Annotated in this window: 17 protein-coding genes; 14 read left to right on the forward strand and 3 right to left on the reverse strand. The window is 69.7% G+C overall.

Translation table 11 applies throughout. The annotated features are described in order from the left end of the window. Positions 1–6: 6 nt before the first annotated feature. Genes ACIRRY_RS03575 through ACIRRY_RS03605 form a run of 7 tightly spaced genes read left to right on the forward strand, consistent with a single transcriptional unit; the run spans position 7 to position 7,024 of the window. Positions 7–591, forward strand: coding sequence for a nucleotide exchange factor GrpE (locus tag ACIRRY_RS03575; protein WP_403967453.1), 585 nt, complete (start codon positions 7–9; stop codon positions 589–591). A gap of 6 nt (positions 592–597) precedes the next feature. Further along, the gene (locus ACIRRY_RS03580) at positions 598–1,533 is read left to right on the forward strand and encodes a DnaJ C-terminal domain-containing protein (RefSeq protein ID WP_403967455.1); all 936 of its coding nucleotides are present in this window, start codon (positions 598–600) and stop codon (positions 1,531–1,533) included. Then, positions 1,533–1,901 (forward strand): chaperone modulator CbpM, encoded by a 369-nt coding sequence (locus tag ACIRRY_RS03585; protein ID WP_403967457.1) that lies wholly within the window; start codon positions 1,533–1,535, stop codon positions 1,899–1,901. Before ACIRRY_RS03580 ends, ACIRRY_RS03585 begins: the two co-directional genes overlap by 1 nt. Continuing rightward, positions 1,892–4,531 (forward strand): ATP-dependent chaperone ClpB, encoded by a 2,640-nt coding sequence (clpB, locus tag ACIRRY_RS03590; protein WP_403967459.1) that lies wholly within the window; start codon positions 1,892–1,894, stop codon positions 4,529–4,531. Before ACIRRY_RS03585 ends, clpB begins: the two co-directional genes overlap by 10 nt. Continuing rightward, a complete protein-coding gene (trxA, locus tag ACIRRY_RS03595) occupies positions 4,528–4,974 on the forward strand; it encodes a thioredoxin (RefSeq protein WP_403967461.1) in 447 nt (148 codons plus the stop codon). Before clpB ends, trxA begins: the two co-directional genes overlap by 4 nt. 5 nt (positions 4,975–4,979) lie before the next feature. Further along, positions 4,980–5,243: a UBP-type zinc finger domain-containing protein gene (locus ACIRRY_RS03600; protein WP_403967463.1), complete on the forward strand. Its 264-nt coding sequence runs from the start codon at positions 4,980–4,982 to the stop codon at positions 5,241–5,243. Then, positions 5,243–7,024 carry an FAD-dependent oxidoreductase gene (locus ACIRRY_RS03605; RefSeq protein ID WP_403967465.1) on the forward strand — a complete coding sequence of 594 codons (1,782 nt, stop codon included), beginning with the start codon at positions 5,243–5,245 and terminating at the stop codon, positions 7,022–7,024. The genes ACIRRY_RS03600 and ACIRRY_RS03605 overlap by 1 nt, the downstream gene beginning before the upstream one ends. 339 nt (positions 7,025–7,363) lie before the next feature. Here the strand turns inward: ACIRRY_RS03605 and ACIRRY_RS03610 are convergent, their stop codons facing one another. The 3 genes from ACIRRY_RS03610 to ACIRRY_RS03620 all read right to left on the reverse strand — a co-directional run bounded on the left by ACIRRY_RS03610 (position 7,364) and on the right by ACIRRY_RS03620 (position 11,554). Continuing rightward, entirely contained in the window at positions 7,364–8,347 is a 984-nt protein-coding gene (locus ACIRRY_RS03610) for an AraC family transcriptional regulator (protein WP_403967467.1), read from the reverse strand. 375 nt (positions 8,348–8,722) lie between these two features. After that, on the reverse strand, positions 8,723–10,375 hold the full coding sequence (locus tag ACIRRY_RS03615) for a glycosyltransferase family 2 protein (protein WP_403967469.1): 1,653 nt from the start codon (positions 10,373–10,375) through the stop codon (positions 8,723–8,725). A 150-nt stretch (positions 10,376–10,525) separates the two neighbouring features. Next, complete coding sequence (locus tag ACIRRY_RS03620) at positions 10,526–11,554, reverse strand: glycoside hydrolase family 43 protein (protein ID WP_403967471.1); 1,029 nt, start codon at positions 11,552–11,554, stop codon at positions 10,526–10,528. 142 nt (positions 11,555–11,696) lie between these two features. Between ACIRRY_RS03620 and ACIRRY_RS03625 the strand changes: the two genes are divergently transcribed. From ACIRRY_RS03625 to ACIRRY_RS03655, 7 genes are all read left to right on the forward strand, one after another. Beyond that, on the forward strand, positions 11,697–13,514 hold the full coding sequence (locus ACIRRY_RS03625) for an ABC transporter ATP-binding protein (RefSeq protein WP_403967473.1): 1,818 nt from the start codon (positions 11,697–11,699) through the stop codon (positions 13,512–13,514). A 202-nt stretch (positions 13,515–13,716) separates the two neighbouring features. Next, positions 13,717–15,066: an extracellular solute-binding protein gene (locus ACIRRY_RS03630; RefSeq protein WP_403967475.1), complete on the forward strand. Its 1,350-nt coding sequence runs from the start codon at positions 13,717–13,719 to the stop codon at positions 15,064–15,066. Further along, on the forward strand, positions 15,063–16,064 hold the full coding sequence (locus tag ACIRRY_RS03635; protein WP_403967477.1) for a carbohydrate ABC transporter permease: 1,002 nt from the start codon (positions 15,063–15,065) through the stop codon (positions 16,062–16,064). The genes ACIRRY_RS03630 and ACIRRY_RS03635 overlap by 4 nt, the downstream gene beginning before the upstream one ends. Then, positions 16,061–16,924: a carbohydrate ABC transporter permease gene (locus ACIRRY_RS03640; protein WP_403967479.1), complete on the forward strand. Its 864-nt coding sequence runs from the start codon at positions 16,061–16,063 to the stop codon at positions 16,922–16,924. Before ACIRRY_RS03635 ends, ACIRRY_RS03640 begins: the two co-directional genes overlap by 4 nt. Positions 16,925–16,957: 33 nt before the next feature. After that, on the forward strand, positions 16,958–18,481 hold the full coding sequence (locus ACIRRY_RS03645; protein WP_403967481.1) for a glycosyl hydrolase family 28 protein: 1,524 nt from the start codon (positions 16,958–16,960) through the stop codon (positions 18,479–18,481). A gap of 188 nt (positions 18,482–18,669) precedes the next feature. Further along, the gene (locus tag ACIRRY_RS03650) at positions 18,670–21,915 is read left to right on the forward strand and encodes an alginate lyase family protein (RefSeq protein WP_403968342.1); all 3,246 of its coding nucleotides are present in this window, start codon (positions 18,670–18,672) and stop codon (positions 21,913–21,915) included. 27 nt (positions 21,916–21,942) lie between these two features. Further along, complete coding sequence (locus ACIRRY_RS03655; protein ID WP_403967483.1) at positions 21,943–23,193, forward strand: alginate lyase family protein; 1,251 nt, start codon at positions 21,943–21,945, stop codon at positions 23,191–23,193. Positions 23,194–23,250 lie beyond the last annotated feature (57 nt).

Genomic DNA, 23,250 nt, shown 5'->3' on the forward strand with positions numbered 1-23,250 from the left:
CCCGCCATGTCCATCCCACCCCGGAGCCCAGAGCCCGACCCGCCGCCGGAAGGCGCCGTACAGCCGCCGCGCGGAGATCCCGCGCAGCCCGGACAGCCGACCGTGGAGGCCGAGCCGGGGCCCGACGCCGCGACCGGTGCCGCCGCACCCGACGACGCACACGCGGCCGCGTTGCGAGAGGCCGAGGACCGCTGGCGCCGCGCCCTGGCCGACCTCGACAACCTGCGCAAACGCCACATCAGGGAGCTGGAGCGGGAGGGTGCGGCCGAACGCGCCCGTACGGCTGCGGCCTTCCTGCCCGTCATCGACAACCTGGAACTCGCCCTGACCCACGCGAACGCCGACCCCGGTGCGATCGTCGAAGGCGTCCGCGCTGTGCGTGACCAGGCCGTGAACGTCCTGGAACGGCTGGGCTACCCGCGCCACGCGGAGATCGGCGCGCCGTTCGACCCGGCCCTGCACGAGGTGGTCGGCGTGGTCCAGGATCCGGACGCCGATCCGAACACCGTGGCCCAGGTGCTGCGACCCGGCTACGGCGAGGCCGAGCGGCAGCTGCGACCTGCCGCCGTGACCGTCGCCAAGCGGGAGTGAGCGGCCATGGCACGCGACTTCTACGAGGTGCTCGGTGTCTCGCGCACCGCCGACCGGGACGAGATCCAGCGGGCCTATCGCACCCTGGCTCGCAAGCACCACCCCGACGTCAACAAGGACCCCCAGGCGGAGGAGCGGTTCAAGGAGATCAACGAGGCCTTCGGCGTCCTGTCCGATCCGGACCAGCGAGCCCGCTACGACCGCTTCGGCGAGGACTTCCGGAAGGTCCCGGAGGACTGGGAGGAGCGGGTCGCCGCCGGCGCCGGAGCCGGCAACGGCTCCCGTCGGGCCACCGGCGGCGGTCCCCGGGTGCGGTACTCCACGGCCGGCTTCGACGGCGAGGGGGTCGACGTCGAGGACCTGTTCGGCTCGCTGTTCGGCGGCGTGGGGCGTATGCGCGTGCCCGGTGCCGACCAAGAGGCCGAACTGCCCCTCACCGTCGAGGAGGCCTATCGGGGCGGCCGCCGTACGGTCACCCTCGCCGGGCCGAACGGGCAGCGGCGCTACCAGGTCGACGTGCCGCCCGGCACCGTCGACGGGCAGCGCATCCGGCTGGCCGGGGAGGGCGGGCGCGGGAGCGGCGACGACGCCCCCGCCGGGGACCTGTACCTGAGGGTGCGAATCCAGCCGCACCCCGAGTTCCGACTCGACGGCCGGGACGTCCACGTGAGGCTTCCGGTCACCCCGTGGGAGGCGGCGCTGGGAGCGACCGTGCCGGTGCGCACGCCGAGCGGTGACACGGCGAAGGTGACCGTGCCGGCCGGGTCCTCCAGCGGACGGCGCCTGCGGCTGCGCGGCGAGGGCATGCCGGGGCCGCGCGGCCCGAACGGAGACCTGTACGCGGAGCTGCGGATCATGGTGCCGCCCCGGCCGAGCGACCGGGAGCGGGAGCTGCTGGAGGAACTTGCCGCCGTCTCCTCGTTCGACCCCAGGAGGAGCTGATGACCGACCGACCGGCCGAGGCCCACCCGTCCCACGCACGCACGACCGAGGTGGGCGCGCGGTACGCGATCGTGCCCGTCCCCATGCTCTCCCTGGAGACCGCGGCCCGCCGCTCGGGCCTCCATCCCGACCTGATCCGTCGGTTCGTCGCCCTCGGACTGGTGGAGGCCGGGCGTGACGCCTCCGGACGTCTGGTGTTCACCCCCGCGGCCCCGGCCGCCCTGGCCCGCGTCCAACGCCTGCGCACCGGGTTGTGCCTGAACTACGCGTCCCTCGGTCTGGTGCTCGATCTGCTCGACCGCATCAGCTTGCTCGAAGCCGCGCTCCGGCGTGCAGGCATGAGGAGTGACCTACCACCATGGACATGAACCGCCTGACCCAGAAGTCACAGGACGCCCTTCAGGAGGCTCAGAGCGCCGCCGGCCGCCTGGGCCACACCGAGGTCGACGGCGAACACCTGCTGCTCGCCCTCCTCGACCAGAAGGAGGGCCTGATCCCACGACTGCTGCAGCAGGCGGGCACCGAGCCCAAGGAGCTGCGCGCTGCCGTACGCGAGGAGCTCTCCCGCCGGCCCAAGGTGACCGGCCCCGGCGCGGCGCCGGGCCAGGTCTTCGTCACCCAGCGCCTGGCCCGGCTGCTGGACGCGGCGGAGCAGGAGGCCAAACGCCTCAAGGACGAGTACGTGTCCGTGGAACACCTGCTGCTGGCGCTGACCGCGGAGGGCTCGGCGACCGCCGCCGGCCGCCTGCTGAAGGAGCACGGCGTGACCCAGGACTCCTTCCTCGGCGCGCTCACCCAGGTCCGCGGCAACCAGCGCGTGACCTCCGCCAACCCCGAGGTTGCCTACGAGGCCCTGGAGAAGTACGGCCGCGACCTGGTCCTCGAAGCCCGGTCCGGGCGGCTGGACCCGGTCATCGGGCGGGACGCCGAGATCCGCCGCGTCACCCAGATCCTCAGCCGCAAGACCAAGAACAACCCCGTCCTGATCGGCGACCCCGGCGTCGGCAAGACCGCAATCGTCGAGGGCCTGGCCCAGCGCATCGTCCGCGGCGACGTGCCCGAAGGACTCCGCGACAAGATCGTGTTCGCCCTCGACATGGGCTCCCTGGTCGCCGGCGCCAAGTACCGCGGCGAGTTCGAGGAACGCCTCAAGGCCGTACTGTCCGAGGTGAAGGCCGCCCAGGGGCGCATCCTGCTCTTCGTCGACGAACTGCACACCGTCGTCGGCGCGGGCGCCGCCGAAGGGGCGATGGACGCGGGCAACATGCTCAAGCCCATGCTCGCCCGCGGCGAACTCCACATGATCGGCGCCACCACCCTCGACGAGTACCGCAAGCACATCGAGAAGGACGCCGCCCTCGAACGCCGCTTCCAGCAGGTCGTGGTCGACGAACCCAGCGTGGAGGACACCGTCTCCATCCTGCGCGGACTGCGCGAACGCCTTGAGGTCTTCCACGGTGTCAAGATCCAGGACACCTCGCTGGTCGCGGCCGCGACGCTCTCCCACCGCTACATCACCGACCGATTCCTGCCCGACAAGGCCATCGACCTCGTCGACGAGGCCTGTGCCCGGCTGCGTACGGAGATCGACTCCATGCCCGCCGAACTCGACGAGATCACCCGCCGGGTGACCCGCCTGGAGATCGAGGACGCGGCACTGTCCAAGGAGACCGACCCCGCCAGCAAAACCCGCCTGGAGGAACTGCGCAGGGAACTGGCCGACCTGCGCGGCGAGGCCGACGCCAAGCACGCCCAGTGGGAGGCCGAACGGCAGGCGATCCGCCGCGTGCAGGAGTTGCGCCAGGAACTGGAGCAGGTCCGCCACGAGGCGGAGGAGGCCGAACGCGTCTACGACCTCAACCGCGCGGCCGAACTCCGCTACGGCCGCCTCCAGGACCTGGAACGCCGCCTCGCCGCGGAGGAGGAGCAACTGGCCGCCAAACAGGGGCAGAACCGGCTGCTGCGCGAGGTCGTCACCGAGGAGGAGATCGCCGAGATCGTCGCCGCCTGGACCGGCATCCCCGTCTCCCGCCTCCAGGAGGGCGAACGCGAGAAGCTGCTGCGCCTCGACGACATCCTGCGCGAGCGCGTCATCGGCCAGGACGAGGCCGTCGAGCTCGTCACCGACGCCATCATCCGCGCCCGCTCCGGCATCCGCGACCCCCGCCGCCCCATCGGCTCGTTCATCTTCCTCGGCCCCACCGGCGTCGGGAAGACCGAGCTGGCCAAGACCCTCGCACGGACCCTGTTCGACTCCGAGGAGAACATGGTCCGCCTCGACATGAGTGAGTACCAGGAGCGCCACACCGTCAGCCGGTTGATGGGCGCACCGCCCGGATACGTCGGCTACGAGGAAGGAGGCCAGCTCACCGAGGCCGTACGCCGCAAGCCGTATTCGGTCGTGTTGTTCGACGAAATCGAGAAGGCGCACACGGACGTCTTCAACACCCTGCTGCAGATCCTCGACGACGGCCGCATCACCGATGCTCAGGGCCGCACGGTCGACTTCCGCAACACCGTGATCATCATGACGTCCAACATCGGCTCCGAGCACCTCCTCGACGGCGCCACCGCCGAGGGCGAGATCAAGCCCGACGCCCGCACCCTGGTGATGGGCGAGCTGCGCGGGCACTTCCGCCCGGAGTTCCTCAACCGTGTCGACGACATCGTGCTGTTCAAGCCGCTCGGTGAGCGGCAGATCGAGCGGATCGTGGAGTTGCAGTTCGACGAGCTGCGGCAGCGGCTCGCCGAGCGCCGCATCACCGTCGAACTCACCAATGCCGCCAGGAAGTTGATCGCCCACCAGGGCTACGACCCGGTGTACGGGGCCCGGCCGCTGCGGCGGTACATCTCCCACGAGGTCGAGACACTGGTCGGACGCGCCCTGCTGCGCGGCGACGTCCAGGACGGCGCGACGGTGCGCGTCGACGCCGAGCACGGCGAACTGGTGGTCACCTACGAGCAGCCCGAGGACGTGAAGGGAGCGAGTGCGGCATGAGCACCGTGCAGGCCACCAACGTCACCTGCCCGCACTGCGGGCGCACCAACCGGGTACCCGTGGCCGCCGAGGGCCGCCCCAGGTGCGGCAACTGCCAGCAGCCGCTGCCGTGGATGGCCGACGCGGGCGACGACGACTTCACCGAGGTCGTCGAGCGGGCCACCGTGCCCGTCGTCGTCGACCTGTGGGCCACATGGTGCGGCCCCTGCCGCATGGTGAGCCCCGCGCTGGAGAAGGTCGCCACCGATCTCGCGGGAACGATCAAACTGGTCAAGGTCGACATCGACAAGAACCCGCTGCTGGCGCGGCGGTTCGAGGTGCAGGCGGTGCCCACACTGCTCGTCCTCGACAAAGGGAGGACCATCGCCCGGCAGGCGGGGGCGGCGCCCGCCCCCGCTCTGCGCCGGTGGGTGGAACAGTCGATCACGGCCCGGAAGGAGTGATCCGGATGACCCTGCACGCAGACCCCCACCTCGCGCTTGTCCGGCCGGTCCAGCCGCTGACCCCGGAAGGGTGCCAGGAGTGCCTGGTACTCGGATCCTCGTGGGTCCACCTCAGGCTCTGCCTGACCTGCGGCCATGTCGGCTGCTGCGACTCCTCGCCGAACCGGCACGCTCGCGGTCACGCCGCCGCCCACGGCCATCCGATCGTGGCGTCGCTGGAACCCGGCGAGGACTGGCGGTGGTGCTACGCCCACGAGGCGTTCGTGTGATGCCCGGCGACGAGACGCGGACGGGCGAAGCGCCCGTGCCACAGGAGGCGGACGAGCGCGTCCCCTTCGAGACCCCCGACATCTACGGCGCCTATCCCCGCCTGCCGGACGACACGATGACCCGTCTGGCCCGGCACGGCCGCAGGCGCCCGGCCGACGCCGGTGAGGTGCTGATCCGGGAAGGCGAGCGGTGCGAGACGTTCTACGTCGTCCTCAGCGGCTCGGTCGCCATCGTCGAGGGCTACGGCACGCCCGGTGAACGCCTGCTGCGTGTGCATGGCCCTGGCCGTTTCATCGGCGAACTCGGCCTCCTGAACGGACAGTTGGCCTTCTACACCGCTGTGGTCAGGGACCCCGGCGAGATCCTCGCCCTGTCCATGGACCAGTTGCGTGACCTGGTCACCCGGGACTCCCTCCTCGGTGATGTGGTGCTGCGCGCCTGTCTGGGCCGCCGAGCCCTGCTCGTCGGACAGGGCGCCGGTTTCCGCATTATTGGTTCGCGCTATTCGCCCGACACCCGGCGGTTGCGCGAATTCGCCGCCCGCAACCGGCTGCCGCACCGCTGGATCGATCTGGAGACGGACGAGGAGGCCGAGGCGCTGCTGCGCCGCTTCGCGGTCGGTCCGGAGCAGACGCCGCTGGTGATCTGGCGGGACACGACCCTGCTGCGCAATCCGAGCAACGCCGAACTGGCCCGGTTCATCGGCCTGCCTCCCCTGCCGTCGGGCAACGCCCGCGGTGATCTCCTGATCGTCGGCTCCGGTCCGGCCGGTCTCGCCGCCGCGGTGAACGCCGCCTCGGAGGGCCTCGGCACGACCGTGGTCGAGGCGATGGCCACCGGCGGCCAGGCCGGTACGTCCTCCCGCATCGAGAACTGCTTCGGCTTCCCCTCCGGCATCTCCGGCGCCGAACTCACCGAGCGCGGGGTGCTCCAGGCGGGCAAGTTCGGTGCCCGGATCAGTGTCCCCGCGGAGGCGGCCCGGCTCGAACGGCGGGACGGCCACTACGCCGTCGGGTTCGCCGACGGCAGCGAGATCACCGCCCGTACCGTCGTCCTGGCCACCGGCGCACGCTACCGCCGCCTCCATGCGCCCGGCATCGAGCCGTTGGAGGGCACGAGCGTCCATTACTCGGCGACCGTCTACGAGGCCCGACAGTGCCGTGCCGATCCGGTGGCGGTGGTCGGCGGCGGCAACTCCGCGGGCCAGGCCGTGCTCTTCCTGGCCGCGTACGCGCCGCGGGTGTATCTGCTCGTCCGCGGGCCGAGCCTCGAAGCCCACATGTCCCGCTACCTGATCGACCAGATAGAGCGCCACCCGGGGGCGCGCGTCCTGCCGCACACCGAGGTGACCGAGGCACTCGGCGACAAGGCTCTGGAGGCGGTCACCGTGGTCGACCACCGTACGGGCGAGCATCGCCATCTCGCGGTGCGGGCCCTGTTCGTCTTCACCGGCGCGGACCCGCACACCGCGTGGCTGTCCGGCGCGCTCGCCCTCGACGCACGCGGCTACGTGCTCACCGGCGCGGAGGCGCAGGCGTGCTCCGCTCCCGACCTGTGGCAGAGCCAGGGCCGCGACTGCCTGACGTTGGAGACCAGCCTGCCCGGCGTCTTCGCCGTGGGCGACGTCCGCAGCGGCTCGGTGAAGCGCGTGGCCTCCGCGGTCGGGGAAGGCGCGATGAGCATCCACTTCGTGCACCGCTACCTGGGCCACTCGGCCGCACACGGGGGCACCGACACCTCCCCGCACACCCGCCCGAAGGAGTCCGCCTGGCTCGCATGACCGCCCAGCGGGCGACGACCGGCCCCTGGGCCGGCCACGCGGAGTACGGTCAAGGTCCGGGCCGGCACCGACCCCGGCCCGGACCCTCTCCGGTGTCGGTCAGCACACCGTGGCGGAGTTCAGGCCGCGTGCGCGCTGCCGACCCGCCCGCGGCTGTTGGGGGGCGCCGACGGGCGGTGACCGGCCCGAAGGGATGGAGATGGGCCGGCCGATGTCCGCGCGGCTGACCGAAGAGGCGGCCGCGCGAACTCCAGGAATCTAGCCCGCGGTGGCCGCCGCGCACGATCCACTGAGCGCGGCTGTTGTCCGCACAGCGCGGGGAGATGGTGTGAGCTGTGGTCACCCGGAACGCAGTGTCTGCGAGGGCAACTCACCGAAGCGCGCTCGGTAGCGGGACGCGAAACGGCCCAGGTGGTCGAAGCTCCAGCGATGGGCGACCTCGCTCACGGTCACTTCGCCCGGCGTGCCGCGGCGCAGTTCGTCGTGGGCGCGGGTGAGACGGACGTCGGTGAGGTAGGCCAGCGGGGCCATGCCGACGTACTGCTGGAAGGCTTCTTGGAGTCGCCGCACGCTCACCCCGGCGAGCACGGCCAACTCTCCTACCGTGAAAGGGTGTTGCGGCATGCTGTGCATGGCCTCGACAGCACGCTTGACGGGGCCGGGGCGCAGGGCGGGTTGTGGTCGGTCGAGCTCGTCGCGATAGCGGTGGCCGGTGGCGAGGAGGAGCCCGGTCAGCAGGGCCTCCTGGAGCGGGCGGGCGACCGCCGGCCGGGTGAGCAGCCCGCCGGCCCGCATCTCGTCGAACGCCGCGCGGATCATCCGGACCCAGCTCAGGCCCGCGCCGTGCGCGACGTCGAGTTCGGGCGTGAGGACGACGGGGGTGCGCAGCGGTCGGCCGAGAAGGCGTTCGAGTTGATCGTTGAGGGCCTTGGGGTCGATCTTCACGGCCAGCATGGAGCAGTCGGTGCTCACTCGATCCAGGGCCGTGTCGCCGTGCGGCTGGAAGACGGCGGCGTTTGTGGTCGTCGCCACGGCATGGATGCGCGTTCCTTGACGCCAGTTCAGGTGCCCGCCGAGGGGGATGTCCACGTGGTACGAGCCGAGTTCCCCGAACCGAATGCCCACCTCCGCGCCGAAGGAGAGTCGTCCGAGGGTGAGCGGACCGAGTGCGGCGATGTCGTACCGGGCCATGAACTCGGCGCCGCCGTCGGGCACGTCGATGAAGTTGGCGTAGAAGCGTTCGTGGATGACCTGCCGAGCCTCGCCCACATCGGTCGTCCGGAACGTCTCCACATCCTGGCCCTGGTTGGGCGAGCCGCGCATACCGCAACCTCCTGCGCCTTCGGACCGTACGAGGGATGGTGCACATCAGCGTCGCCCATCGCCTTCCACCGTGCCCCTGTTTTTCCTTCTGACGGCTGATGTGGCCGGAACGGGACGACGCCTCACTGGGCGTTTGGTCCTCTCGGAAGACGAGGGCGGCTTCATCGAAAGGATCTCCAGCTCCGAGAGCTGGCCACTTCCCTGGAGGGTGATGCGCTTCCCGGGGCTTTCGGAGCTTGTCTGGGCGCGGCTGGTCGGGCCGGTGGACATCGAGGTGGTCGGGTCGATGCCGACTGCTTCTTCCGCCATCGACCTGGACTCTTGACACCCCGCCCCATCCCGTCCCGTCCCGATCCCACCCCTTCGCCGTACCCGCTACCCCACCATCCACCCCTCCGCCCGCCGCGCCCCCGCCCGAATGCCACGGCGTGCGCCGGACGGCAGGCGGCGCAGCACCTCCCGGACGCCGTGCCGGAGGCGGTGGTCGGCGGTGGTGCGCAGCAGGAGGCGGCGGGTGGTGCCGATCCGGCCAGGCATGCCGACGGTGAGCCGGAGCTGGCCGCCGGGGCCGGCCCAGGTGGGGGAGACGAGGCGCGCGGGCGCGCCGACGGCGACGGTGCCGAGGAGGATGCGGGCGCCGCCCGGGCTGGCGGCCAGCCGGGGGCGGCGGCCTACCCCCAACAGCTGCGCGCTGGCCCAGACTTGATAGGCGCCGGGGTCCATGGGCGCGTCACCGGCAAGGGTCAGCGGGTCGATGACCGTCTCACCGGCGACCACGACCCGGTGCCGGCCGCCGCCGAGCGGCTCCAGTGCCGGGGTCAACTCCCCGTCGGGGTACCACCAGTGGTTGTCGGCGGTGTCGTGCACGATGAGTTCCCCGTACGCGTACGAGAAGGGGTCCGGGACCTCCCAGTTCTCCGCTCCCTCTATGCCGTCCAGGAGTTCGGGGTCGAGCAGCATGTGTCCACCGCGCTCCACGACGGTGAGCGGCTCGCCGTCGGCCCGGACCATGCCGACCCGGCTCCGGATCACCAACTTGCCGTTCCGCCAGCGCATGTCCTCCACCTCGACGTGCGCCTTGATCTGCTCGGTGCGGCGGGCGAGTTCGACCAGGGAGTCCAGCCGCCCCCGCACGAGCAGCTCCGCCCGCAGCCGGCTGATCGCCGGGAGCCCCTCGCTCACCCCCGGCGGATAACTCGTCATCGCCATCCTGCGGACGGTGGTGAAGTACTCCTCCAGATCCTTCCCGGTACGCCGCAGCACCCGCGGCTCACTCACCGGCCGCAACAGCTCCACCCGGTACGAGCGGCGCAGCAGCCGGTCCTGGAGATCGCCGGGCGGGGTGCCCTCCTTGATCGCCTCCACCACATTGCCCAGGTGGCCGTAGTAGTCGTCGGCGGTGATCCGGCGACTGCTGTTGTTGCCGCCGTCCTCACGCCGATTCCATTGGTAACAGGGGTAGTTGCCGAGTATCGACACCGTCTTGGCCCGCACGTAGGTGCGCGCCATGAACAACTGGTCCTCCAGCCTGACCCGCCCCTCCGGGAAACGGATCCCGTGCTCCCGCAGGAACTCCCGGCGGAACATCTTGTGCGGCGTCAGACTCTCGAAGAGCGGCGCGTCGGCGGCGGTGCACCGCTCGACCGTCCGCTTGAACACATTGCTGGGCCCCTGCATCGTCCCGTGCACCTTGCCCAGCACGATGTCCGACCCGTTGCGCTCCGCCAGGGCGTACAGCCGCTCCAGCGCCTCGTACGACAACTCGTCGTCCTGGTCGACGAATTGGACGTACTTCCCGTGCGCCCGGTCCACCCCCACATTCCGCGGCTTGCCCGGCCAGCCGGAATTCTCCTGCCGAAAGACCCGGACATGCGCGTGCGCCTCGGCCAGCCGCCCGAGCCGCTCGGCGGAGTCGTCCGTCGACCCGTCGTCGACGTACACCACCTCGTACGCGTCGGCCCCCAGGCTCTGGTTGACGAGCGACGGCGCACAACGGTCAATGTAGGAACCGGCGTTGTACACAGGCACGACAACGCTTACCTTGATCAAAATATCCCCCCCGGGACAAGTGCGGTTTCCCTACGAGACACTTGTTGTTGGGGATTAGTTGTACGGCCCTTGGTGTGCGCGTTACGGAACGCGTGAGGGATCCGGCGGACCGCCCACCGCTCGGCGCCGTCAGCCGCCGCCGTCCAGGTCGGTCCGCTGCCGCAGCACCCGCAGTTCGTGGCCGACGAGTTCCATCTCGTACAGCTTGCCGCGCGCGTTCTCGAACGGGCGATGCAGGATCATCGTCAACTGCCCCTCGAACGTGCGGAACAGCATCCCGTGCCCGCTGTCCTCCCGCACCAGCGGTCGCCGCTGCCGCCAAGGCCCCTCGATCGCACCGGACTTGGAGACGGCACAGGTCTGGACGTACCCGCCGGTGAGGCTGCCGTCCGCGCCGGGCACGTTCTTCTCGTACGTCGACCACAGCATGAGCAGCGACCCGTCGGGCGTGCGGTAGATCTGCGGACCGTCCGTGACGTAGGGCGGGAGTTGGTGCGGTACGCCGGCGGGGATCTCCTCGCCGATCCAGGGCGCGTCCGAGGCCTTGAACAGGAAGACCGGGTCGCCGATCGTGCCGGTCAGATCCGGGGCCAGCCGGATCGCCTCCATCGTGCCGTCGACGGTCTGCAGCCACTCGTGCGCGTACACCATCCACGGCTGCCCGGACGGGTCGACGTACAGCGTGCCGTCCAGGGTCATGAGGTGCCTGGGCGGGGTGGGGCGTGCGGGGTCGACCGAAGTGAAGGGGCCCAGCAGGGATTCGGACACGGCCGTGATCGTGCCGCGCCGGTGGTTCGCGAGCTGAAACGGCGTGCCCCACCGGCCAGTTGGAGGTACCGGGAGCGGGCTGTTCTCGTCGTGCAGCGTGGTGAAGAGGTAGTACCTGCCGCCCCACGCGTGCACCTCCGGCGCCCAACCACCGTCGGCGGCCCAGAGGTTGGGCTGCTCCGCCGCCAGGAACACCACGACCGGCCGCGTCCACGCACGCAGGTCACGACTGCGGTAGACCATCGTGCCGACGCCCTCCACGCCCGACACGGAAGGGTCGTTGGACGTGTAGAGGTGGTAGGTGCGGGTCGTGTCGTCGGCCACGACGAACGGATCGTGCAACGGCATGTCGGGAAGCAGCATCGGCTCGCCCACGGAATCGGTCGGCATGGAGTCACCGTAGGTCCCGCGAACCCCGTGCGCATCACCGCTGTCGGGCGAAAAACGCTTGGACCGCACGGGCGTCGGCGCGGGACACTGCCACTTCTGGCCTGTGCTTATACCGGGCCGTCATCGATGTCACGGGGTGGGGATGGGATCGCCTGAATCGCGCGACGTCGGGCCGCGCAAGGGCTCGGTGTTACTCGCACTTCGCTACTACGGACGGGAGTCGGTCCGGCTCCGCCGTTGGACCGCGCCCGCCACACTGCTGCCCGCGCTGGGCAACATCGGCATCAACTACGTCGCCCCGCTGATCGTCGCCAAGCTCGTCGGCCGGATCGCCGGCGACGCGGACATCAGCGTCCGTACGACACTGCCGTACGTCCTCGGGTTCGCCGGAGTCCTGCTGCTCGCCGAGGTGTTGTGGCGCCTTGGACTGCACTGTCTGAACCGGCTGGACGCGCTCGGCATCGAGCACCTGTACGTGATCGGCATGGACGAACTCTTCGCCAAGGACGCCGCGTTCTTCCACGACAACTTCGCCGGGTCGCTCACCAAGCGGGTGTTGAGCTTCGCCTCCCGCTTCGAGGAGTTCGTCGACACGATGACGTTCCAGGTGGTGGGCAGCCTGGTGCCGCTGCTGTTCGGCTCGGTCGTGCTGTGGCGCTACGAACCGCTCCTCGTCGTCGGCCTGTTGGCGATGATCGCGCTCACCGCCCTGGTCGTCGCGCCCCTCATCCGGCGCCGCCAGGCACTCGTCGACCTGCGCGAGGAGGCCATCGCCCGGATGTCCGGCCATGTCGCCGACAGCCTGATGAACATGGACACGGTCCGCGCCTTCGCCGCCGAGGAACGCGAAGCGGCCGAACACCGCTCCCGCGTCGCCCAGTCGAGGCGTCTCACCCTGCGCTCCTGGGACTACGGCAACCTGCGCATCGACACCCTGGTCGCACCGCTCTCCGTGCTCACGAACGCGCTCGGGCTGCTGCTCGCGGTGGCCCTCGGTGGCGGAACTCACGGCGTGGAGGCGGTGGTTGTCGCCTTCACGTACTACACGAACGCGACCCGGATCATGTTCGAGTTCAATCAGATCTACCGGCGTCTGGAAAGCTCGATGACCGAAGCCGCCCAGTTCACCGAGCTGTTGATGGCGCCGCCCACCGTCGTCGACCCTGTCTCGCCCGAGCCCTTGCGGACCCGGGCCACCGACGTCCGCTTCGAGAACGTGACCTTCGCCCACGCCGGCGCGGACACCCTCTTCGACGGGCTCGACCTGACCGTGCCCGGCGGTACGAAGGTCGGCCTCGTCGGACGCTCCGGCGGCGGCAAGACCACCCTCAGCCGACTGCTGCTGCGGATGACGGACATCGACGCGGGCCGCATCATGATCGGCGGCCAGGACATCAGCAGACTGCGCCAGGCGGACCTGCGCAGCCTGATCGCCTACGTCCCGCAGGACCCCGCGATGTTCCACCGCACCCTGCGCGAGAACCTCACCTTCGCCCGCCCCGACGCCACCGACGCCGAGGTCCGCAGGGCGGCCGAGGCGGCGCACGTCACCGAGTTCGCCGACGCGCTGCCGGACGGCTTCGACACGATGGTGGGGGAGCGCGGGATCAAGCTCTCCGGCGGACAGCGCCAACGCGTCGCCCTCGCCCGGGCGATCCTGCGCGACGCCCCGATCCTGCTGCTCGACGAGGCCACCAGTGCCCTCGACTCCGAGAGCGAGATCCTCGTCCAGGAAGCGCTGTGGCGGCTCATGGAGGGCCGGACCGCGCTCGTCGTCGCGCACCGGTTGAGCACCGTCGCCGGCATGGACCGCCTCGTCGTCCTCGACCGCGGCCGGATCGTCGAACAGGGCACGCACCAGGAGCTGTTGGCGGCCGAGGGCGCCTACGCGAAGCTGTGGCTGCACCAGTCGGGCGGCTTCCTCGACGAGAGCCCGGAACAGGCCGCCGACCTGCACTGACGGCCCGAACACGGTCCCGGTTCCCGGGACTTGGGCCATATCTGTTGGACAACCGGTTTCTAGTACACCGCGTTCCGGCACTGTCTCACCGAGGTTACCCAGTCTTTTCGAAAGTTCGCCCAAGGTCTTGACGCCGTTTCCAAGCCGGAAGAAGCTCTGCCCCAACGCGTGACAACCGGTTTCTATTGGAGGTGGTGCGGTCATGCACCCACGTGCTGGTGCTCCCCTGAGCCGCCGACGGTTTCTCGCCCTCTCGGCGACCGGTGCGGGGGTCGGTGCGGCGGCGCTGAACGGCTGCGCGCTCCAGGTGTCGACCGGGGTGAGCGGAGCGGGCGAGACCATCACGGTGATGGCGAAGGCCGACGACCTCGGCCCCGACCTCGTCAAGCAGGCCAAGAAGGAGACCGGCATCGCGATCAAGCGGGTGGACTACGACATCACCAAGCTGATCGCGATGCTCACCAGCGGCTACCCGCCGGACCTGGTGCGCGGGGTCGGCGCCGTGGACGCCGCGTTCTACGCCGCGCGGGACGTGATGCAGGAACTGGACTCCTACTTCGCCACCAGCGGCGTCCTGCGGCCCGACGACCTGGACCCCGTCAACAACCTCTGGCGCTACGACGGAAAGGTCCAGGGCAAGGGCCCCCGCTACGGCATGGCCAAGGACTTCTCCCAGGACTCCATGTTCTGGTACAACACCGCGGCCTTCGACAAGAAGGGCGTCGCCTACCCGTCGGCGACCGAACCCGTCACCTTCGACGAATGGCTCGACAACGCCCAGCATCTCGCACAGCGTTCGAAGGGCCAGACGACCGTCTTCGGCGGCAGCTACAACGGCCTGGTCAAACTCACGCTCATGGCGACCATGACCGCCTCGGCCGGCGGCAACCTGTTCGCCGACGACTTCTCCAAGGTCGACTTCACCACCCCCGAGGCCCGCAAGGCGCTCGCCTGGTACCTGGACTACTGCCGGCTCAAGGTCGGACCCAGCCCCGTCCTCCCGGACCCCAACGGCTGGGACGGCCCCACCTACCAGGCCGGCCGGCTCGCCATGTCGAACAACGGCTACTGGATGGGCGGCATGATCGGCACCGACAAGAAACTGGCCGAGGTCTCCCGGCTCGCCCCCGCCCCCGTCTTCGCGGGCGGCCCCCGGATCAGCGCCTGCCAGGGCGGCACCGGCATGTGGATGCCCCGCAAGTCGAGGAACAAGGACGCCGCCTGGCGGATCTTCGAGTGGTTCTTCGGCGAGGCACCGGCCAAGGCCCGCGCCTCCAGCGGCTGGGGCATCCCCACCCTGAAATCCCTGCGACCTCTGATGCCCCATCAGGAGGACTTCCAGAAACGGACGTTGAGGGCGCAGCGGAACGAACTGAAGCACTTCTCGGTGGTCGCCGTCTCCCCGTACATCTCGGGCGACGGCTTCGAGGCCCTCTTCAACCAGGCCGCCACGCCCGCGATGCAGGGCGAGATGTCCGTCGACCGCCTCGCCGGACGCCTCAACTCGGTCATCAACAAGCAACTCAACCGCGGCAAGGAGCAAGTGGGATGACGGTCGATCAGGCATCCTCGCCGGCCGTCGGACGGCCGCACCCGATCGCGAAGGCCGGCCGAGCCCGTTCCACCACGCGCACCGGGCCGTCCATGACGACGCGCAAGCACCGCGCGTTCTACATGTTCGCCTCACCGTGGATCATCGGCTTCTCACTGCTGACCATCGCGCCCATGGCGTACGCGTTGTGGCTGAGCTTCACCACGTACGACGGCATCTCGCCGCACTGGCACTACGTCGGCCTCGGTAACTACCGCGAGCTGATGAGCGATTCGGTCACCTGGGACGCCCTGGGCCGGGCCGGTCTGTTCGCCCTGCTCTCCGTACCGCTGTCGATCATCGCGGGACTGGCACTCGCCGTCCTCGTCAACCGCCCCCTCAAGGGACGCGGACTCTTCCGCACCCTGCTCTATCTGCCCGCCGTGGTACCGCCGGTGGGCGCGGGCATCGCCTTCAAGAACCTCTTCGACCAGAACTCCGGTGCCGCCAACGGCGCGTTGACCTTCTTCGGCTTCGACGCGATCGGCTGGCTGGCCGACCCCTACGCCCGCTACGTCCTCGTCATGACGGTGCTCTGGGCCGCCGGCAACATCATGATCATCTCGCTGGCGGGGCTCCAGGACGTGCCCCGCGAACTCCACGAGGCGGCCCGCATCGACGGCGCGAGCACCTGGCGCACCTTCCGCAGCATCACCGTGCCGCTGCTGTCGCCGGTTCTGCTCTTCCAGACCGTGACCGGGGTGATCGCCTCGGTGCAGACCATCATGCCGATGCTGCTCGCCCCCACCGCCGGCACCGGCGGCCTCACCTCGATCCCGCAGTCCAACTACACCTACATGATCCATGTGTTCTCGGAGTACTTCGCGCTCGGCCGGTACGGATACGCCTCCGCACTGCTGTGGGTGCTCTTCCTCCTGATCCTCATCGCGACCGGACTCATCTTCAAGTTCACCGCCGACGTGGTCTTCTACAACGTCGGCCCGGAGGCGCAGAAGTGACCGCCACCAGCGTGAACCCCACCTCCCCGGCCCGCACGCGGATACGCGTCAACCGGCTCGTCCTCTACACGGCGCTCGTCGTCATCACGGGCCTGTTCCTCGGCCCCTTCGGCTGGCTGATCCTCACCGGCCTCAAGGGCCCCGCCGAGCTGGCGGCGGCTCCGGTGCACTGGCTGCCGACGCACTTCGAGTGGCACAACTTCGTCGACGCCTACAAGGCCGTCGACTTCCTCGGCTACGCCCGCAACTCCCTGATCATCGCGACCATTTACGCGACACTCGTCACCCTCAGCTCGGCCTGGGTCGGCTTCGGTTTCGCCCGGCTGACCGCGCCCGGCAAGAAGGTCCTGTTCGGCATCCTCATCGGCTCGATGATGCTGCCCCAGATGATCACCCTGCTGCCGACCTACCTGATCTTCGCCAAGTTCGGCATGGTCGACACCTACTGGCCGTGGGTGCTGTGGGGCCTGTCCTCGGCCCCGTATCTCGTCTTCCTCTTCCGCCAGTTCTTCGCGGGCCTGCCCCGCGAACTGGAGGAGGCGGCCATCGTCGACGGCTGCGGCTACGCCGGAATCTTCTGGCGGATCTTCCTCCCGCAGTCCTGGCCGGTGCTCTCGGCGAGCTTCGTCATCGCCTTCACCTGGACCTGGGGCGACTACATAGCGCCCCAACTCCTGCTCTCCACCGACCACTCCACCCTCGCCGTCGCGGTGATGACCACCTACGTCTCGGCGGCCGGCACCCCCAGTACCAACCTCCAGGCCGCGGCCTCCGTGATGTACGTCGTCCCCATCCTCCTGATCTTCCTCGTCGCCCAGCGCGGGTTCGTCGCCGGGATGTCGACGAGCGGCCTCAAGTAGCCCTTCCTCTCCACCTGTTGCAAGGAGTCACGCATGAACACGCCCCTGTCCCGTCGTACGGCCCTGCAAGCCGTCGGTGCCACCGCGCTCGCCGCCGGACTGACCGGGCTGACCGCCACGGCGGCGCACGCCGGCGGCGGCCACAACTCCCGCCCCAAGCTGGTCACTTACCCGCGCCCCGCGACCATGCCGACCAACACCAGCTTCCAGGTGCGGGTCCGCACCGCCCCCGACGGCGCCTGGCAGACCCTCGACATCTACCGGCCGCAGTTCGAGGAGATCAACGCCACCACCGGGTCGGGCAAGGTCTACAACTCGTCGATGGCGTACTTCGACTTCAACGGCTCGGTGGAGATCGAGGTGACGTACCTGAAGGGCGGCACCACCAAGGCCCGGGTGAGACCGGACGCGCTGGGCATCAAGCCCGAACTCCTCGGCGACACCCTGCGGTTCACCCTCGAAGAGCCGAAGGACGTCGTCGTCCAGATCAACGACGAGATCTTCGACGCCCTGCACCTCATCACCAACCGCGTCGAGCACCACACCCCGTCCGCCGACGACCCGAACGTCATCTACTTCGGCCCCGGCGTCCACACCGTCACCGGCAACGTCCTCCTGGTCCCCAGCGGCAAGACCGTCTACCTGGCGGGCGGCGCCGTCCTGACCGCGCAGGTCTACTTCAAGGACGTGGAGAAGTCCCGCCTCACCGGCCACGGCGTGCTCTACAACAACCCCGGCGGCGCCATCCTCTGCGAGGGCAGCAAGAACATCCGCGTCGAGGACGTCATCATCCTCAACCCGGCCGGTTACGCGGGCACGTTCGCGGAGAGCAGGAACGTCCACATCACCAAGGCGCGCGCGTTCAGTTCGCGCGGCAACGGCGACGGTTTCGACGTCTTCTCCTCGACCGGGATCACCTTCGACGGCTGCTTCATGCGCAACTCCGACGACTGCATCGCCATCTACTGCCACCGCTGGGACTACTACGGGGACACCCGCGACATCACCGTCAAGAACTGCACCCTCTGGGCCGACGTCGCCCACCCCATCAACGTCGGCACGCACGGCAACTCCGACGCGCCCGAGACGATCGAGAACCTCGTCATCAAGAACATCGACATCCTCGACCACCGCGAACCCCAGATGAACTACCAGGGCTGTATCGCCCTCAACCCCGGCGACTCCAACCTGATCAAGAACGTCCGCATCGAGGACGTACGGATCGAGGACTTCCGCTGGGGCCAGGTCATCTACATGAAGGTCATGTACAACACGAAGTACAACACCTCGGTCGGCCGCGGCATCGACGGCGTCTACGTCAAGAACCTCAGCTACACCGGCACCCACGCCAACCCGTCGCTCTTCCTCGGCTACGACGCCGAACACGCCATCACCAACGTCACGTTCGAGAACCTGGTGATCAACGGGCTGGTCGTCGCCGACTCGATGAAGAAGCCGAGCTGGTTCTACACCACGGACGAGATCCAGTGGTTCTACAACGAGCACGTCACCAACCTGAAGTTCCTCACGACCGCCGAGGCGGCAGCTGCGTCATGACGATCCCCGCACCTGGCTCCGGTACTGGGGAGGCTGTGGCGCCGTCGTGGCTGGTCGCGCCGTTCCCCGCGCCCCTTCGGGGCGCTGTCGCCGGGCCGCAGTCGACAACAACGGGTCCGCTCAGCCGCCGAGGCTTCCTCGGCGGCACCGCCGCCCTCCTGTTGGCGTCGGGCGCGAGCGGACTGCTCGTGCCCGGCCGGGCGGCGGCGGCCCAAACCGACTCCGAGGTGACCTTCAGCCACCCCGGCCTGTTGCACACCGCCGATGACCTCGCCCGGATGAAGGCGGCGGTCGTCGCCAAGCAATCGCCGGTCTACGAAGGGTACTTGGCGCTCGCGGCCCACGCCCGCTCCTCGTCCTCGTACGCCGTGCAGAACACCGGTCAGATCACCACGTGGGGCCGCGGCCCCGCCAACTACCAGAACCAGGCCGCCGCCGACTCGGCCGCCGCCTACCAGAACGCCCTCATCTGGTCCGTCACCGGAGACACCGCGCACGCCGACAAGGCCCGCGACATCCTGAACGCCTGGTCCGCCTCCCTCACCGCCATCACCGGAGCCGACGGCCCCCTCGGCGCGGGCCTCCAGGCCTTCAAGTTCGTCAACGCCGCCGAACTCCTCCGACACACCGGCTACGACGGCTGGAGCGCCGCCGACATCGCCCGCTGCGAGGACTCCTTCCGCCGCGTCTGGTACCCGGCCCTGTCCTGCTACACCCTCTACGCCAACGGCAACTGGGACCTGACGTCCCTTCAATCCCTGCTGTCCATAGGCGTGTTCTGCGAGGAACCCACCCTCTTCTACGACGCGCTCCGCTTCGCCGCGGCCGGCGTGGGCAACGGCAGCGTCCTGCACCGCATCGTCACCGACGCCGGCCAGGGCCAGGAGAGCGGCCGGGACCAGGGCCACGAACAACTCGCGGTCGGCCTGCTCGCGGACGCGGCGCAGGTCGCCTGGAACCAGGGCGTCGACCTCTGGGGTTTCGACGACAACCGCATCCTCGCCAACGTCGAATACGCCGCCCGCTACAACCTCGGCGGCGACGTCCCGTTCGTCCCCGACCTCGACCGCACCGGCAAGTACATCAAGCTGTCCGTCTCGGCCACTTCGCGCGGCACCCTGCCGCCGATCTACGAGATGGCGTACGCGCACTACGCCGGTGTGCGCGGCCTGGACACCCCGTACACGAAGAACGCCGTCTTCCGAGGCAGCGGCGGCAGCCGCGTCGTCGAGGGCGGCAACGACGACCTGCCGAGCTGGGGCACCTTCGCCTACGCCGGAGCCACGGCCCTCGCACCGACCGTGCCATCACCACCAGCCGGTGTCACGGCGGTCGGCAACGACCGTTCCGTCACGGTGACTTGGCTGCCGTCGACATGGGCCGACTCCTACACGGTCCTGCGGGCGACCGACGTGGACGGCCACTACGAGAAGATCGCGTCCGGGGTCGGCCGACCGACGTACACCGATCGGAACGTCCACGCAGGACGGACGTACTACTACACGGTCGAGGCCTCCAACACCTTTGGCACGAGCGGTAGTTCGACATGGGCAGCAGCCGTGGCCGGTCTCCCCGAGCCCTGGTCGACCCAGGACGTCGGGGACATGAAGATCCCCGGTTTCGCCGCCTTCGACAGCGAGCGCTTCGTCCTGGAGGCGAGCGGCACCGCCGACACCTACCGCCTCGTCCACCTTCCGCTGCGCGGCGACGGCACCGTCACCGCGCGCATCGTGTGGCCGCTCAGCTCGCAGTACTCCAAGATAGGCGTCACCGTCCGGGCCTCCCTCGACGCGGACGCGGCACACGCCTCGATGCTGATCCAGGGGCTGCCGCTGCACACCTGGAGCGGGGTGTTCTCCACCCGGCCCACTACCGGCGCCGACATCTCCGCGACCGGCAGCACACCCGTACCGCCCTCGCAGCAGCAGGCGATCACGACGTCGGCCGCGTTCCCGATCTCCGACCTCGGCACACTGCCCACGTCGGCGACCCCGTTGGAGGCCCCGCACGTCGAGGGCGCGGGTGACGGCTACCGGCTGCGGAAGCCCTACTGGGTGCGGGTGACCCGGAAGGGTGCGCGCTGCACCGGCGCCATCTCACCGGACGGCGACCACTGGACAGAAGTGGGCGTGTCTGACGTCGAGTTGGGGCGTACGGCCTACATGGGCCTCGCCCTGACCTCCTGCCTCGGCGTGGACGCGGACTACGCCGAGACCGGCACCGGAGCCTTCGACAACGTCAGTGTGACGTCCGTGAAGGGCACGGTCTGGCAAGTGCCCCGCCCCGCACGCAGCGCCACCGACCCGCGGGCCGAAACCGGTGCCGACGCCGTCGAGTTGACCTGGAGCGACCCGGACCTGTCCGCCGAGTACACCGTCCTGCGCGCCACCCGAGCCAACGGGCCGTACAAGACCCTCGCCACCCGCGTCGGCCCGGTCGGCTTCGGCACCCGCGTCTGGTACGTCGACGCGACGGGGACGCCTGGAACGACGTACCACTACACGGTCGCGAAGACCAACGCCGGTGGACGCGGGCCGCGTTCGACGTCGGCGCGGGCCGTGATGCCGCACCCTTCCGTTCCCCGACTCACGTCCGCCTCAGCAGTGTTCACGAACGAAGGTGCCGACTTCCGGTATCTGCTGCGGGCCTCGCACGAGCCCGTGCGGTTCACCGCGGACGGGCTGCCCGCCGGTCTGCGCATCGACCGGCGCACCGGGCTCGTCTCCGGAATCCCCACGGAGGCAGGGGAGTTCACGGTCGCTACGACCGCGTCCAACGCCTCCGGTACCGCGAGCGGCACCCTCGCCCTCACGGTCGGCACCGCCCCGCCCGCGCCGTGGACGTACGGCGATCTCGGCGACACCGTGCTCGACGACCGTGCCTTCGGGACGCTGGGAGTGGTGGCGATCACCACGCCGGGCAGCACGTCGTACGACGGCGGGACCTTCACCGTGCGGGGCGCGGGCGTCGATCTGAACGCCAACGGACAAGGAATGACAGGGCAGTTCGTGCGGCGGCCGGTCAGCGGTGACTGTGAGGTCGTCGCCCGGCTGGTCTCCCGCAGCGGTGTCACGACCGACCGGATCGGGCTGCTCATGGCGAAGTCGCTGTCGCCGTTCGACCAGGCGGCGGGAGTCGTCGTCACCGGTGGGAGCAGCGCCCAGCTCATGCTCCGCAAGACCGTGGCCGGTGCCTCCGCCTTCACCGGCGGCGCCGCCGTCACCCTCCCCGCCCTGCTGCGGCTGAAGCGCGCCGGGACCGCCTTCAGCGCAGCCCTGTCCACCGATGACGGTGTCACCTGGACCCCCCTCGCCGACGGAGAGATCCCCGGCTTCGGTGACGCCCCCTACCACGTCGGCCTGGTGGTCTGCTCGCGCAGTCAACCGGTCCGCTGCACCACGGAGTTCGACGAGGTGAGCATCACGCCCACCTGATCCTCCACGGATTGGAGACGCACAGCAATGAGCCGCACTTCCCCCCACGAGCACCTCCGCAGAACAGAGTTGAGCCGCCGCGGTCTGTTGAGGACCGCGGGCGGGCTCACCGCAGCCGTCGCCCTCGGCGGCGCCGCGGTGGCCACGACCGCGCACGCGGCCCCGGCCACCTTCACCCACCCCGGCATGCTGCACAACGCCGGTGACATCAACCGGGCCAAGGTCAGGGTCGCGGCGGGAACCGACCCCTGGCTGTCCGGCTGGAACAGGCTGACCGCCAACTCCCATTCCCAGTCGACCTGGACGAACCGGGCGACGGCGACGATCATCCGGGGCGGCGACGGCCAGAACTACAGCCTGCTCTACAACGACATCGCCGCCGCCTACCAGAACGCCCTGCGCTGGAAGGTCGGCGGCACCGAGGCGAACGCCGTGTGCGCCGCGAACATCCTCAACGCCTGGTCGTCCACGCTGACTTCGGTCACCGGGAACGCCGACCGGTTCCTCGCGGCCGGCCTCTACGGCTGGCAGTTCGCCAACGCCTGCGAACTCATGCGGGACTACAGCGGCTTCGATCTGGACGCCGCCAGGGCAATGCTGGCGAACGTCTTCTACCCGCTCAACAACAGCTTCCTCACCAACCACAACGACGCCTGCATCACCAACTACTGGGCCAACTGGGACCTCTGCAACATGGCGTCGATCCTGGCCATCGGGATCCTCAACGAGGACAGCGCCAAGTACGACCAGGCCGTCGCGTACTTCAAGTCCGGTGCGGGCAACGGCTCGATCGCGCACGCCGTGCCGTACCTGTACACCGACTCGGACGGCTACGCGCTCGGCCAGTGGCAGGAGTCGGGCCGCGACCAGGGCCACACCGTCCTGGGCATGGGCCAGATGGGCGCTATCTGCGAGATGGCCTGGAACCAGGGCGACGACCTGTACTCGTACGACAGCCGCCGCTTCATGGAGGCCGCCCAGTACGTCGCCAAGTACAACGCGGGCAGCGACGTGCCCTTCACCACCTACACCTGGGGCACCGGGCAGAGCTGCGCCCAGTCGTCCCAGACGGTGATCTCCGCATCCTCGCGCGGCCAGATCCGGCCCGTGTGGGCGATGCTCCACTTCCACTACAACCGGCGGATCGGTCTCGACGACAAGTACATCTCGGCCATGTACTACGACCTCGTCGCGCCCGAGGGCGGGGGAGGTGACTACGGCTCCGACAGCGGCGGCTACGACCAGCTCGGCTTCGGCACCCTGATGTACGCGAAGTAGCGGCGCGAGGCGTCCACGGATCGGGCCGGCGGTGCCTGCTCCGTGGACGCCCTCTTG

It is taken from the genome of Streptomyces sp. NPDC101776 (assembly GCF_044766845.1).
Lineage (GTDB): Bacteria > Actinomycetota > Actinomycetes > Streptomycetales > Streptomycetaceae > Streptomyces.

Bases quoted from the DNA above. Each gene is read 5' to 3' on its own strand.
- ACIRRY_RS03575 (WP_403967453.1), top strand. From the start codon at position 7: ATGTCCATCCCACCCCGGAGCCCAGAGCCCGACCCGCCGCCGGAAGGC.
- ACIRRY_RS03580 (WP_403967455.1), top strand. From the start codon at position 598: ATGGCACGCGACTTCTACGAGGTGCTCGGTGTCTCGCGCACCGCCGAC.
- ACIRRY_RS03585 (WP_403967457.1), top strand. From the start codon at position 1,533: ATGACCGACCGACCGGCCGAGGCCCACCCGTCCCACGCACGCACGACC.
- clpB (WP_403967459.1), top strand. From the start codon at position 1,892: ATGGACATGAACCGCCTGACCCAGAAGTCACAGGACGCCCTTCAGGAG.
- trxA (WP_403967461.1), top strand. From the start codon at position 4,528: ATGAGCACCGTGCAGGCCACCAACGTCACCTGCCCGCACTGCGGGCGC.
- ACIRRY_RS03600 (WP_403967463.1), top strand. From the start codon at position 4,980: ATGACCCTGCACGCAGACCCCCACCTCGCGCTTGTCCGGCCGGTCCAG.
- ACIRRY_RS03605 (WP_403967465.1), top strand. From the start codon at position 5,243: ATGCCCGGCGACGAGACGCGGACGGGCGAAGCGCCCGTGCCACAGGAG.
- ACIRRY_RS03610 (WP_403967467.1), bottom strand. From the start codon at position 8,347: ATGCGCGGCTCGCCCAACCAGGGCCAGGATGTGGAGACGTTCCGGACG.
- ACIRRY_RS03620 (WP_403967471.1), bottom strand. From the start codon at position 11,554: ATGCCGACCGATTCCGTGGGCGAGCCGATGCTGCTTCCCGACATGCCG.
- ACIRRY_RS03625 (WP_403967473.1), top strand. From the start codon at position 11,697: ATGGGATCGCCTGAATCGCGCGACGTCGGGCCGCGCAAGGGCTCGGTG.
- ACIRRY_RS03630 (WP_403967475.1), top strand. From the start codon at position 13,717: ATGCACCCACGTGCTGGTGCTCCCCTGAGCCGCCGACGGTTTCTCGCC.
- ACIRRY_RS03635 (WP_403967477.1), top strand. From the start codon at position 15,063: ATGACGGTCGATCAGGCATCCTCGCCGGCCGTCGGACGGCCGCACCCG.
- ACIRRY_RS03645 (WP_403967481.1), top strand. From the start codon at position 16,958: ATGAACACGCCCCTGTCCCGTCGTACGGCCCTGCAAGCCGTCGGTGCC.
- ACIRRY_RS03655 (WP_403967483.1), top strand. From the start codon at position 21,943: ATGAGCCGCACTTCCCCCCACGAGCACCTCCGCAGAACAGAGTTGAGC.